A 13,638-nucleotide genomic window follows, 5' to 3' on the forward strand; every position below is an offset into this window, starting at 1 on the left:
AGCTCAGGAAGGCTCCTCCGCCCGACCGGCGGGGGAGCCTTCCCGCGTTCCGCCGCCGCGCCAGACGGGCATCGGCCGCTCGCCGACGGCGACCTCGTAGGCCGCGCGGGCCAGCAGACGGGTCGAGTCCAGGGTCGGCAGGGCGGAGACCTCGGGCGTGATCAGCAACGGAATCTCGGTGCAGACGAGGGCGACCGCGTCGCAGCCGCGGGCGGCCAGCCGTTCGATGACCCGGAGGTACTCCCGGCGCGACGCCTCGCTGATCACGCCGTTCACCAGTTCCGTGAAGATGACCTTGTCGACCAGGTCGCGGTCGCCGGCGTCCGGCAGTTCGGCGGCGATCCCGCGGGCGGCGAGCGCACGGGGATACAGCGGGCCGTCCATCGTGAACCTGGTGCCCAGGACGCCGACGCGCGTGCGCCCCTCGGCCGCCGCCTGTTCCGCGACGACCTCGGCGATGTGCAGGCCCGGCAGCGGCAGGTCCGGTCCCGGCGCCTCCAGAGCCAGGTGGGCGGTGTTGTCCGGGCAGACGAAGAAGTCGGCGCCGGCCCGCGCGAGCCGATCGGCGCTCCTGGCCAGGGTGGCGCGGACGGTCGCGTGGTCCCCCGCCTCCCAGGCGGTCATGCTGTAGCCGAAGGCGATGTAGTCCAGGGTGATGTCGGGATGCTCGTTGCGGCCGGTCCGGTGGAAGCCCTCCTCGCAGAACGTGAGGAAGCAGAGGGCGGCTCCTCCCGTGCTGTGCGCGAGAACGCCGAGATGTCTCACGACGGCTGCTCCGAATACTCGAACCGCTCCGGTCGCTCGGGTCGCATGAGCCAGCCGCCGACGAGGAGGAACGCGAGACCGACGATCAGCGAGACCAGCGGGATCGTGGTCTTGAGCAGCGCGATCTGGTTCATGTTGTCCCTGGCCGTGCGGACGAGCGAGCCGACCGTCTCCGGGGTGTAGGTCGCGGTACCGACGAGGGCGGGGGTGCGCTCGACACCGTCGACGGTCTTCAGCACCTCGTGGCGCCGCTGCTCCTGCTTCACCGGCAGGCCGGTCTCGGGCTCGACCCAGAAGGTGGTCGTGCCGTCGTACACGCGCTCGGCCTGCTTGTCCCCCTTCCCCTTCATCCCGAGCACGGTGGCGGGCACCTTGAGCGTGTCGGTGACCGTCGGGGGGATCTTCTGCACGAACCGGTAGACCCGCAGCCCGTCCAGCACCTCCTCCCCGGCGAACTCCGCCGGGAAGGCCTGCTTGGCGGCGGGGTTGTAGACCGGGTAGGTCTTCTTCTCGACCCCGAAGGGGAACAGGAAGATCTGCCCCTGCAGCCGCACCGGCGTCTTGTCCACGTTGACCTGGCAGCAGTTGACCCCGGTGCCGTCGTACTTGTTGAAGGCGCTGCGGAACAGGCTGAATGAGATGCCGCGGCGTTCGTTGGTGACGTCGTTGACGTTGGTGAACTGGTCCCACACGACGTGGTCGCCGGCCGACTCCGCCGTGTCGCCGCGGGTGGTCACGGTGATGGCGAGGTTCCCGGTGAGGACCTTCATGTCGGCGACGCTGAAGTAACGGGCGTTCGGCGCGCTCAGTTCCGTCGTGCTGTCCTGGTCCGCGGGCGCGTGCACGAGCCGGTCCGCCGCCCAGAAGCGGAGCAGCGGAGCCAGCACGACGAAGAACACCCCTAGCGCGAGGAGAACGAGTCCACCGGTCCGTCTCATCAAGTCCTCCGGGATCTCCCCAGTACGGCCTGGAACCTGTTATGCCGAATTCGTCTGGTTGGCCCGCGTATCGTAGTGCGGGCTCGTGACCGCCGCCAGCGACGGCCGCCAAATCGATAAGAACACGTTCTATTTACGGACGTCTGCGGCGCCGGACCTGAGATAAAGTGTGCCGATCGTACGCCTATGTGCCGGAGTGATCAGTTTTGACCGCCACGCAGGTCGACCTCGACACGCCCGCGGGACCGGTCCCCGGCGACGGCGGTCATCTGAACTCCCTCGACGGAATCCGGGCGGTCGCCGCGCTGCTCGTGCTGACGCTGCACGTCGCCTCGGTCACCGGGGAGATGTACGGGGACACGGAGTTCTCCTGGCTCGTCGCCCACGGCGACGTGGGCGTCGCGATCTTCTTCGTGCTCTCCGGCCTGCTTCTCTACCGCCCCTGGGCGGCCGCTCTCCTCGGCTCGGGGCGACGCCCCGACGTACGCGTCTACCTGTGGCGGCGCGCGCTCCGCGTGCTTCCGGCCTACTGGGTGGCGGTGATCGCCGGGCTGGTCGCGTTCCACTCCGCGCGGCTGGGCTCGGTGCGGACGTGGGTCGAATGGCTCGGCCTGCTCTCGATCTACGATCCCGACCCCTGGTGGACCGGGACCGGCCCCGAGGGGCTCTACCAGATGTGGACCCTCCCGGTGGAGGCGACCTTCTACCTGGCGCTCCCGCTGTTCGGCGCGGGGGTCGCGTTCCTCGCGACGCGCCGGGACGGTGACGTGGACCGGAGAGGTTCCCGCGCCCTGGTGGCGCTCGCCCTTCTCGGCTCGGTCTCGTTCGCCTACATCGCCCTGACCTTCTGGCCCACCTGGAAGCCGACGATGGGCATGCACCTGCCACGCTACCTGCTGTGGTTCTCCCTGGGGATGGCCGTCTCCCTGCTCGCCGCCTGGGCGAAGGCGCGGCCGAGCGGCCGGGTGAGCGTGCTGTGCCGCGCGCTCGGGTCCTCCGCCGGTCCCTGCTGGCTGATCTCCGCGCTGACCTTCGTCGTCGCGAGCACCGAGCTGACCGGTCCCAGGACCCTGAGCGGGGACACGTTCTGGGCCTCGTGCTTCAAGACCGCGCTCTACGGGATCACGGCGGTCTTCCTCGTCGCGCCCCTGGCGCTCTCGGACGGACGGGCGAGCTTCGCCGACAGGGCACTGGGCAACCCGGTGATGCGCTTCCTCGGCCGTGTCTCCTACAGCCTGTTCCTGTGGCACGTGCTGGTGATCGCCGCTCTCTACCGGCTCGCGGACATGAAGCCCCTAACGGGCGGGTTCTGGCCGGTGCTGCTCGTGGTCGTGCCCGTCTCGGTCCTGGTCGCCGTCCTGAGCCACTTCCTCGTCGAGCAGCCCGCCCGGCGACTCGGGCTTCGACTCGGCCGCCGTAGGCGCCGCGAGCCCGACCAGTAGCGCCGAGACAACGGGAAGGCAGAGCAGTTGCGCGGCCCGCTGCTGCCAGGAGTCGCCCCACGAGAGGGTCGCCAGCACTCCGGCGGGCACGAGCAGTGACACCACCGACATCGACACCACAGGCAGCGACACCACAGGCAGCGAAACCGCCGGCAGCGGCGACCGCAGGAGACGGCCGAGCGCCGGCCTTCCCCACAGGGCGGCGAGAACGCAACCGGTGACCACCGCGAGGCCCGCGGGACCGGCGATCCACCACCCCGCCGCGGCCGCCGCCGCAGGCAGCAGCCGCCGGTCCACCGCCCCCGCCCTGGTCCGTACGGTCCGCGGGGCGCGCAGCCGAACCGGACGCGTCGCGAGGCACACCACCAGGAGCAGACCGGCGAGGCCCGCGACCAGCACGACGCGGTAGACCCGGTCGGGCGTGTAGTCGAGCCGGACGACCCCCGACGTGCCCGCGGGGACCCGCCACGCCTGCCGCCAGCCGTCGATCCGCACGGCCGTCAGGGCGCGCCCCGCCACGGTGGCGGTCCAGCCCGGGTTGAAGTTCTCCCCCACCACCAGGTAGGCGTCGGCCTCCGCCGAGACGGACACCGTGCGGCGCGAGGCGCCCCAGGACTCGACCGAGACCCTTCCGGAGGGCTTCGAAACGGTGGGGTGTGCTGAGTCCAGTACGACGGGATCCAGTACGGCGGGGTCCAGTACGACGGGGTCCAGCACGACGGAGTCCACCCGGAACGGGTCCAGCGGCACGGCCCGGATCCGGTTGGCGCCCGCGGCGACGCGCACCTCGCCGCAGGAGGTGAAGCGCAGCGGGCGCCCGGTCAGCACGTCGCCGTAGACGCCCTCGACCCGGGTCGCCACCCGCTCGCCGCCGATCGTCAGAGCGGGCCCGAAGCCGCAGTCGAGTGTGAACGGAACCCCGGCGATGTCCGGCAGCGGCCGGACCCCGTCGACCAGCACGTCGGTGACCTGCAGCGGCGGGGCCGCCGGGGAGAACTGGATGCGCAGGCGGTCGGTCTTCACCGGGCGGAACCGCACCTCGCCCTCGTCGTCGTGCCAGCCGCCGCGCACGCTGCCGTCGCCCGCCGTGAGCAGCACCGACGTCCACGGGCGCGCTCCCCTGGGGCGCTGGACGACGATCCGGCCGACCGTCCTGGCCTTCGCCCACCGGATCGACAGCTCCGGATGGCGGTCGTTCTCGCCGCTGATCCAGGTGGTGCGCGCGTCGCCGTCGAAGGCCGACCTGGCCGCCGCCACCGGCTGGTCGACGGCCACACTCGACCCGCTCACCTGCGGAAATTCAGTCAGTCGCGCGTACCGGTCGATGGCGGCGGCGTCCCGCAGCACGGCCCGGCCGGTCAATGTCGGAGAGCCGGCGGCGGGGACGGTGACGGTGTGGTCGAAGGTGTAGCCCTCCTCTCCCTGCCGCTCCGCCGACGGCTGACACAGCCACCGGACCGGCCCGAGCACGCAGGGCGGCTCCTCTCCCGCCGCCCTCGTCATGACGTACGTCGTGGGCGTCCCGGCGGTCCGCCCGGAGACGTCGGGCGACCGGTACGTCCGGCCGGCGGCGAGGCCGGGAACGGTGATCTCCGCGATGCCGACCGAGCTGCCGAAGGGAGAGCCGGACGCGTCCTCCGGCTGTTCGGCCAGCCGCAGGACGCGCAGCCGCAGCCAGGACGACGGCCCGTCGGGCACCCGCAGGCTCTGGGCGTCAGTGCCCGACCCATCCGTGAGGTCCTGCTCGACGCGGCCGGCCGCGGTCTCCACAGCGACCCGGACGGGCGGCGGCCCGAGGACCGGATCGGTGACGAACCGCACCCCGATCCGGGTGAGCCGCAGCGGCCGCTCGAAGTCGACCCTGATCCACTGGCCGAGCGGCCCGTCCGTGCCGCCCGACCGCCACATCGTCCAGGGGTTCCCGTCGAGGGCGGCGTACGGGAGGCGGCCGGGCGACTGCGGCATGGCGATCGTTCCCGGGTCGGAGGCCGACGAGGAGGCCGACACGCCCGCTATGCCGGTGTAGGCGGCGGTGGCGGAGAACGGCGCCCAGCCCGGCTCCAGGTAGTCGTCCACGACCCCGGTCCTCGGCGGCGACTCCCCATCGGCGAGCGTCGGCGAGACGCCCCTCCGGATGGTGCCGAAGTGCCGCTGCCTGCGGCGGAGCGAGTCGGTGACGACGGCCTCACGGGCGTCGCCGGGGTCCGCGTTCAACACGGTAGGCCGCCCGCTCAGCAGGCCGTGGTCGGCGAGGTCGAGCAGCCCTTCCGGAGCGCCGTACACGCGCAGCAGGTCACCGGCCGGGAGCAGCGAGACGACGCCGGCGGCGCCGCCGACCTCGTACACCTCCAGCGCGGGGTAGGCCGGGTCCTGGCCCAGCACGGCGTCGTCCATGTCCCAGCTCGACCCGACGTCGGGGCCGAACGAGGCGACCCTGGAGATGCCGCCGGTGTCGGCGAGCGCCTGGTGCACGCGGGCGGGAAGGGTGCCCTCCATGGCGCGGCGGTCCAGGTCGTTGCGCACCAGGAGGAACCGGACGCCGAGGCGGGCCAGCACCTCGCGCAGGCCCGGGGACCCGCGCCCGGCGGCCACCTGCCGGTCCACCGCGTCGAGCACCCTCGTGAGCCCGGTCGAGCCCGCCGCCCCGATCTGCCGCTCGGCCCAGCGCACCGTGAACAGCTGCTGCATGGGCTCGTCGAGCGGCCGTCCCCAGGTGTACTCCCCGAACGCGGACCCGGGCAGCGCCAGCACCGCCTGGTCGCCGGCCCGGCCGTTCAGCCATCGGGCGGCCTCGTGCCAGTAGCCGGGAATCTCCCGGAACGTCCCCGGCCCGGCCAGCCCGAGCTGGATGACGGGCAGCGTGATCCCCGCCAGCGCGGCCACCACTCCGGCGGTGAGGAGCCGCGCCCTGAATCGCGCCCCGAGCTGTGTCCTGGACTGTGCCCTCGCGTCGGGACGCCGTACGGCGGCGAGCACGTGGGCGATGCCGAGGGCGAGCGGCAGACGCACCACGGGGTCGAACTTGCGCAGGTTCCGCAGCGGCGCGAGGGGACCGTCGATCAGCTCGCGGATCGCCGGGGCGAGCGGCGACTCCAGCGCGCCCAGGTGGCCCGCCGACATGACGAACAGGCCCGCGAGCAGCGTCAGCGTCAGGAACAGCCGGTGCGGGACGTCGGCCCGCAGCACGCCGGCCAGCCCGACCGCGGCCAGCAGGCACGTCGCCACGGCCGCCCAGGTCGCGTGCGTGAGCTCGAAGCCGACCGGCATTCCCGGGCCCGCACCGCCCGTGATCGAGGCCACCCAGTCCGCGGTGCCGCGCAGGATGTTCGGCAGCGAGGTCACCTGGGTGGTCGTCGCCGCGCTCTCGGTGTAGGGCAGGAACGAGAACGCGTACCTGCCCATGAGCAGCAGCGGGACGGTCCACCACAGGGTCGCCGCGGCCACCCCCGCCAGCCACCAGGCCAGCAGTCGCACCCGCCGGACCTCCCGGTCGCGGGTGGCGACGAACAGCACCGGGACGACGAGGACCGCGCCCACCGCGACCGCGTTGACCCCGCCGCACAACGCCACCGCGAACGCCGAGCGGGCCGCGCAGACCATCCGGTTGCCGCCGCGCGCGGCGGTGACCAGGGGCAGCAGGATCCAGGGCAGCAGCGCCATCGGCTGCACCTCGGCCGACAGCACTCCGAGGTCGGACACCGCGCGGGGCGCCAGCGCGAAGGCGAGCGCGGCGACGAGGCGGGTCTCCGGCGTCCCGATCCCGAGCCGGGCCGCGAGCCGGTTCATCCCGGCGAAGGCCGTCACGGCGAGCAGCGCCATCCACAGCCGCTGGACCACCCACCCGTCGAGCCCGAGCAGCTTCCCGCCCAGGAAGAACTGGCCCATCGGGAAGAGATAGCCGGAGACCTGGTTCTGCAACTGGCCGAACTGCGCCGGGTCCCACAGGCCGAGCGCCCGCCCGAGGAACGCCGCGGGCGCGACCGTCAGGTCGATCTTCGTGTCGGCCAGCAGCTCACCGGGCCTGGTGCGGAACACGAGTGCGACGAGCAGGAGCGCGGCGGCCAGCAGACGCAGCCGGTTCCGCATCCGGGCGCCGCTCATGGGGCTGCTCTGGTGGCCGCTCATGGCGCCGCTCGGGTGGCCGCTCATGGCGCCGCTCATGGGGCTGCTCATGGGGCTGCTCGGGTGACTGCTCGTATGGCTGTCCGGGAGGCTGCTCATCGGCCCTTCCGTGGCGCGTCCGGCAGGAGCCCGGCGAACATCGCGGCGCTGCGGTCCCAGGTGAACCCGGCCGCCCAGGCGCGGCACTCCCGCGCGACATCGGCCGCCCGGGCGGGGTCGGACAGCAGCGCGAGCGCCTCCGACGTCACCTTGGCCAGCGACCGGCCCTCCCCCGCCAGCCAGCCCGTACGCCCGTCGCGTACGGCGTCGCGCAGGCCGTCGACGTCGAAGGCGACCGTCGGCACGCCGAGCGCGGCCGCCTCCAGCACGCTCAGCCCCCAGCCCTCGCCCTGGGACGCGGACAGATGCGCCCAGGCCCGGCCGACGAGCCGCTCCTTCTCCTCCTCCGGGACGTGCCCGTGCAGCCGTACGACGTGGGTGAGCCCGCGCTCGGCCACCAGGGCGGTGAGGCGCCCGAATTCGGGACCCCGGCCGACCAGGTCGACGGTGAGATCCGGCCACTCCGCGCGCAGCGTCTCGGCGAGGCCGACGACGAGCTCCATCCGCTTGTGGGGCACCATCCTCCCCACGCAGACGAGGGAGGGCCGCTCGGTCCGTTCGTGGCGGGCCTGCCGGGGCGGGTGCCCGCCGTTGGGCACGACGGTGATCGGCCCCGTCCAGGCGAGCCTGCGCCGCATGGCCTCGACGGTGGACGGGGAGACCGCCACGCAGAGGTGCCGCCGGTAGACCCGGCGGGCCGCCGGGCCTTCGAGGAACCGCCCCAGCCGGGCGAGCCAGCCGGGGAAGTGCACGCCGAACTGCGCGTCGTGGACGTGGTGCACGACGCACAGCACCCGCACCGACCGCGGCACGAACAGCGGGGTGAAGAACGGGATCCCGTTCTGGCAGTCGATCACCACGTCGAACTCGCGGCGGCGACGCAACAGCCACGCCGCCGCACGGGCGTACACGGTGAAGGTGCCGCCACCGCGGACGATCCTGATCCCCGCCACGCTCTCGGCGGCCGCCTGCCCGGGGCCGCGCGCGGTGCGGAACGTGAGGTCCGCCCCCTGCTCCGCGAGCCGCCTGCCGATCTCCCAGGCGTACGCCTCGGCGCCCCCGGCCCGCTCGTGCCAGGGATCGCGCCAGTTGACGAGGGCGACACGCAGGCCGGCGCGGCAGGGGTCAGGCGGTGACGGAGGAAGCATGATCGGATGACGCGTGATCGGAGGACAGGGAGAGACGGGGGCGGGCCGCGCGGCCGCCGGGCCGCGTCCTGACCCAGATGACCGCGATCTGCAGGAAGACCCCCCAGCTGTGCCGCCAGCACGAGAACGTCGAGCCGCCGACGTCCCTCCAGGCCACCGGGATCTCCCGGACGCCGGCCCCGAGCAGGTGCACGTGGGCCAGCAGTTCCACGTCGAAGGCGAATCCGGTCGTGCGCAGTCGCCGGGCGGCCCTGCGGCCGAGGTCGCCGTGGAAGAACTTGAACCCGCACTGGGTGTCCCCGATGGGGCCGGTGACCCGGCGGGCCAGGGCGCGGAAGACCCAGGCGCCCAGCCTGCGCACCCGGCTGTGCCGCGCCTCGACGACCGAGCCCGGCGCGGCGCGGGAGCCGATGACCGCGGGCTGCCCGGCGCCGAGCAGCCGGACCACCGTGTCGAGGGCGGCGAGGTCGGTGGCCATGTCCACGTCGCAGAACCCGATGAGAGGCGCGGTGGTGGCGAGCAGCCCGGCCCGGACCGCCGCGCCCTTGCCGCGCGTCTCACAGCGGATCAGCCGGATCGGCGTCGTACGCGGGGGCAGGGCGCGCACGACGTCCGGCGTCGCGTCGGTGCTGGCGTTGTCCACGACGACGATCCGCGCGGGGTACGGCAGCGCGGCGAGTCTCTCGCACAGCTCCGTCAGTCCCCTGGCGATCCGCGCCTCCTCGTTGCGGGCGGGGACCACGATCTCCAGCAGGGGACGGGCCTCCTGCCGAGGCTGGGGGGCGGGCACGGCGGGGCGGTCAGCGGCTGCCGTAGTTGTACAGAGGCTTGTTCACCGGGCTCGGAGCCGTGTCGGCCACGTTGACCAGGCCCACCGTGGCACCCACGGCGAGCAGACCGCCGACGGCCACCGCCAGAAGCACGCGCATGGAAGGGCTCCTCACTCGACCGTTTCAGCCACGCCTGAGATCGACATTCGACGATCGACGCCTGACGACACTAGAACCAGATTCTCTTACCATAAGGTAGATATACGAAAAAGCGACAAACCAGCCCAGGATAACGATGAAGGCCGGCGGACCCGTATCGGGCGCCTGCTCAGGGGCGTCGATGGCGTACAGCGCGGCGTGCCTGCCGGTGTAGACGGGCCGGGCGCCCCGGAGCCGCGAGTGGAACTCGTTCCAGTTCGATTGGTCGCCGTCGAGCACGACGAAGCGGAATCCGGCCCGCCGCAACCCCTCGGTCAGCGGGGCCCCCGACCGCACCAGCGGCGTCAGCGCCAGGGCACGCGGGTCCTCGGCACCGACCACCCCGCCTCCCGCGCCGTCTCTCCCTCTGTCCCCCACCCGCACCATGTCGTTCCACGCCACCCGCCGGGTCAGATAGCGGGGCAGCGGATCGAGCACCGAGCGCCGCGCGTTCCAGTCGTAGGCGCGGTACGCCTCCCACGGCAGCAGCAGCACGTCCCCCGGGACGGGATCGGCGGCGACCCGGGCGCGCACCTCGTCGAAATCCCGCGGGTACGGCACCGCCGCGAGCCTGCCCAGACCACCCAGGGCCAGCGTGGGGAGCAGCAGCAGCGGCGCTCCCGCCGCCACCACACTCGTCACCACACCGGCCGCCGAACTCGCCGGCGCACCCCGTAAGCGGGCCGCGACCGCCCCGAGGCCGAGCGCCTGCGCCAGCGCGAGCGGAGCCACGTACTGCTGGGCGTCCCGGAGAACGGCGAACCCCGCCCAGTGCGTCACCAGCACGCGCAGGGCCGCCCGCCCCGCCTCGGTGACGCCCAGCGCGGCCACGGCGAACCCCACCACCGCCGCCACCGCCAGACCCGGCCGTGCCGGAACCCCTCTTCCAAGGGCGAAACCGGTCAGCGTCACGACGACCGCCGCCAGGCGCAGGATCTGCGGCAGCGTCGCGCCGTACCCCGGCGGCACCGCCTCGGCGTTCCAGATCCCGGACAGCACGAGGAGGCTGCCGAGCGTTCCGAACGGCGTGTCCGCGCGGGCCGCGAACGCGTCGACACCCGCCGGGTCGCCGGGCACCCCTCCCGGCCGCAGCAGGCTCGGCACCAGCCAGGGCAGGCTCAGCACGACCCACGACACCGCGAACACGCGCAGCGGTTCACCGCGTGTCCCGTCACGGGCCCTGGTGCGCGCGTACGCCGCCACGGGCGCGGCGGTCACGAGCGTGATGATCATCGCCATGAAGCCGCCGGCCGCCGCCGGCAGCAGCGCCACCACGATCGCCCGCCGCCCTCCGCCGGACACCGCGCGTACGACCCAGGGCAGCCCCGCGTACCCCAGCAGCAGCGCCCAGTGCCCGAGCAGCAGCCGTTCGGCGACGAAGGGGTTCCAGGTGTAGAACACGGCGGCGGCCACCCGCGCCGTGGGCGGCCACCGCTCGGTCAGGGCCGCCACGCCGCAGCAGGCCAGCACGAAGATCCCCAGCAGGACGGCCTTCTGGACCAGTGCTCCGGGCAGGACGAGGCCGAGCGCCGCGACCAGCGCGTCGCTGGGGACGGCGCGGGGCAGCGTGCCGGACAGCCCGAAGGCCGCCGCGCCGAACACCGGCTCCGGGACGAACACGAGGTCGTAGGCCAGCGTGAACCCGGGCCCGAGCGCCGGGCCGAGAGCGAGCACGCCGACCAGCAACCCGCCCCAGATCGGCCAGCGGCGTCCGGCCGCGTCCCAGAAAGACATGTCTCCCAGTTCCAGTAGCGGCGTTCCAGTAGCGGCCGGACGTCGGGGACTACTTGCCCGGCTCGGGGTCGCGGGGCAGGCCCAGCAGGCGCTCGGCGATGATGTTCAGCTGCACCTCGGTCGTGCCACCGTAGATCGTCATCGCGCGGGTGGCGAGCACGGCCCGGTTCCAGTAGCCGGCGTCGCCGAGCCTCCAGTCGGCGGCGGTGACGGCGGCCGGGCCGATCAGCGACACCGCCGCCTCCGACACGTGCTGGGCGTGCGCGGTGGACAGCAGCTTGCGCACCGAGGCGTCGGCGCCCGGCTCGTCGCCCGCGAGCTGCCTGAGGGTCACCCGCAACGACAACGCGTTGATGGAGTGCGCCTCGCAGACGACCCCGGCGAGGTCCTGCCGTTCTGCGGGGGTGAGCTCGCGGCCGAGCCGGCCCGCCAGGCCGAGCAGGTCGGGCACCGACGCCCCGGTGCCGCCCGAGCCGGACGACAGGCTGACCCGCTCGTTCGACAACGTGTTCCGGGCCACCCGCCAGCCGTCGTTCACCTCTCCGACGACCATCTCGTCCGGCACGAAGACGTCGTCGAGGAACACCTCGTTGAACAGGTTCTCCCCGGTCATCTCGGTCAGCGGCCGTACGGTGACGCCGGGCGCCTTCATGTCCACCAGGAAGTAGGTGATGCCGTCGTGCTTGGGCCTGGAGGTGTCGGACCTCGCGATGCAGATGGCCCACTCGGCGACGTGCGCGACCGAGGTCCAGATCTTCTGTCCGGTGAGCCGCCAACCGCCCTCGGCCCTCTCCGCCTTCATCTGCAGCGAGGCGAGGTCGGACCCCGCCTCGGGCTCGGAGAACAGCTGGCACCAGACCAGCTCACCGCTCAGCGTGGCGGGCAGGAAGCGCTCCTGCTGCTCCGGCGTGCCGTACGTGACCAGCGACGGCACCACCCATGCACCGATGATCATCTGTGGTGGCCTGATCCCGGCCGCCCTGACCTCCTGGTGGATGAGCACCTGCTCCAGCGGTGAGGCCGCGCGGCCCCAGGGGCGGGGCAGGTGCGGCATGACGAACCCGGCCTTCGCGAGAGCCCTCCTCTGCTCGGCGCCCTCCAGGGCGGCGATCCCGGCCAGTTCCGCCCGGATCGCCTCGCGCAACGGCCGCGACTCCTCGGGCAGGTCGATCTCCATCTCCCGGGTGACGCCCTTCAGCGCCAGCGCGGCCACCCGATCGGACCATTCGGAGGACGCGCCGAGCAGCGCGCGGATCGTCAGCGCGCGGCGGTAGTACAGGTGCGCGTCGTGCTCGAAGGTGTAACCGATGCCCCCGAAGATCTGGATCGCGTCCCTGGCGCACTGCACGGCGGCGTCGGGCGCCATGACCGCGGCGATCGCGGCGGCGTAGTCGCGCTCCGCGCCCTCGGCCCGGGTGGCGTCCCAGACCGTGGCACGGGCCTGCTCCAGGGCCACCAGCATGCGGGAGATCTTGTGCTTGACGCCCTGGAACTGGCCGATCGGCCGGCCGAACTGCACCCGCACCTTGGCGTAGTCGGCCGCGGCGGCGACGCACCAGGCGGCCACCCCCGCAGCGTCCGCGCCGAGGACGATCGCGGCCGTCGTGAGCACCTCGTTCCTGGTCAGACCGGTCAGCACACGCTCGGCGGGCACCTCGAGACCGGACACCTCGACCATGGCCACGCCGCGGGTGAGGTCGAGCGGCCGGACCACTGTGATCTTCGCCTGGGCGGCGTCGACCGCCACCCATTCCTCCCCGGTGTTCGTGGTCACCGGGAGCACCAGCACGTCGGCCACCCCCGCGCCGAGGACGTGCGCGGCGGTTCCGCTGATCGTGAGCCCGCCCCCCTCGCTCTCACCGGTCGCCTCGCCGGTGATCTCTCCGGTGATCTCGCTGTCGAGGGCCAGCGCGCCGGTCAGCGACCCGTCGGCGAGCCCGGGCAGCACATCCGCCCGCGCCTTGGCCTCGGAGGCGAGGATCGCTGCGCCGGCGAGGATGGTCGGCACCATCGGGCCGGGCGTCATCCGCTCCGACAGCGCCTCGATCGCCACCGCCGCCTCCAGCAGGCCGTAGCCGGAGCCGCCGTACTCCTCGGGCAGGTGCAGCCCGAGCAGCCCCTGGCCGGCGAGGGCGGGCCAGAAGGCGGGACGCTCCTCCACTCCCGGCTCGGCACCCTGCTCCGCGCCCTGCTCCGCGCCCTGCTGGGCTTCAGGCCGAGCTCCAGGCCAGGCTCCCGGCTGGGCGAGGACGCCGACCACGTTCCGTACGACGTCGGCGGGCACGGCCCGCTCGGCCCATCCGGTCACCGACTCGCGGAGCGCCTCATGCTCCTCGTTCAGCCCGATCGCCATGTGATCCTCCAGCTCCGACTCCGCGTAGAACCATATTCTAGAGGAATATTCGTCAACGGGTCCGGGACC

At 73.2% G+C, this 13,638-nt stretch carries 8 protein-coding genes and 1 pseudogene; 1 reads left to right on the forward strand and 8 read right to left on the reverse strand.

Annotated elements, in window-relative coordinates:
* Window positions 1-3 precede the first annotated feature (3 nt).
* On the reverse strand, window positions 4-765 hold the full coding sequence (locus FED44_RS08260; protein WP_138460289.1) for an aspartate/glutamate racemase family protein: 762 nt from the start codon (window positions 763-765) through the stop codon (window positions 4-6).
* Window positions 762-1,703 carry a cell envelope lipid trafficking protein PgfA gene (gene pgfA / locus FED44_RS08265; RefSeq protein ID WP_138460290.1) on the reverse strand — a complete coding sequence of 314 codons (942 nt, stop codon included), beginning with the start codon at window positions 1,701-1,703 and terminating at the stop codon, window positions 762-764. The genes FED44_RS08260 and pgfA overlap by 4 nt, the downstream gene beginning before the upstream one ends.
* A gap of 206 nt (window positions 1,704-1,909) precedes the next feature.
* On the opposite strand from pgfA, the gene FED44_RS37160 reads away from it, so the two are divergent.
* Window positions 1,910-3,145, forward strand: a complete 1,236-nt coding sequence (locus FED44_RS37160; protein ID WP_138460291.1) for an acyltransferase family protein — start codon at window positions 1,910-1,912, stop codon at window positions 3,143-3,145.
* Between the two features lie 984 nt (window positions 3,146-4,129).
* On the opposite strand, the pseudogene FED44_RS37165 reads toward FED44_RS37160, so the two are convergent.
* The 6 genes and pseudogenes from FED44_RS37165 to FED44_RS08295 all read right to left on the reverse strand — a co-directional run.
* Window positions 4,130-7,366: pseudogene (locus tag FED44_RS37165) on the reverse strand (alpha-(1->3)-arabinofuranosyltransferase domain-containing protein); the annotation flags it as partial.
* The gene (locus tag FED44_RS08280; protein WP_138460293.1) at window positions 7,363-8,514 is read right to left on the reverse strand and encodes a glycosyltransferase family 4 protein; all 1,152 of its coding nucleotides are present in this window, start codon (window positions 8,512-8,514) and stop codon (window positions 7,363-7,365) included. The gene FED44_RS08280 and the pseudogene FED44_RS37165, both read right to left, overlap by 4 nt.
* A complete protein-coding gene (locus FED44_RS08285; RefSeq protein ID WP_111699436.1) occupies window positions 8,492-9,304 on the reverse strand; it encodes a glycosyltransferase in 813 nt (270 codons plus the stop codon). The genes FED44_RS08280 and FED44_RS08285 overlap by 23 nt, the downstream gene beginning before the upstream one ends.
* Window positions 9,305-9,314: 10 nt before the next feature.
* Entirely contained in the window at window positions 9,315-9,443 is a 129-nt protein-coding gene (locus tag FED44_RS38040; RefSeq protein WP_259402704.1) for a hypothetical protein, read from the reverse strand.
* Between the two features lie 24 nt (window positions 9,444-9,467).
* The gene (locus tag FED44_RS08290; protein ID WP_138460294.1) at window positions 9,468-11,216 is read right to left on the reverse strand and encodes an MmpA family trehalose lipid delivery protein; all 1,749 of its coding nucleotides are present in this window, start codon (window positions 11,214-11,216) and stop codon (window positions 9,468-9,470) included.
* A gap of 49 nt (window positions 11,217-11,265) precedes the next feature.
* Window positions 11,266-13,569, reverse strand: coding sequence for an acyl-CoA dehydrogenase (locus FED44_RS08295; protein ID WP_138460295.1), 2,304 nt, complete (start codon window positions 13,567-13,569; stop codon window positions 11,266-11,268).
* Between the last annotated feature and the right edge of the window lie 69 nt (window positions 13,570-13,638).

The sequence above is a fragment of the Microbispora triticiradicis genome, from assembly GCF_005864065.1.
Classification (GTDB): Bacteria; Actinomycetota; Actinomycetes; order Streptosporangiales; family Streptosporangiaceae; genus Microbispora; species Microbispora triticiradicis.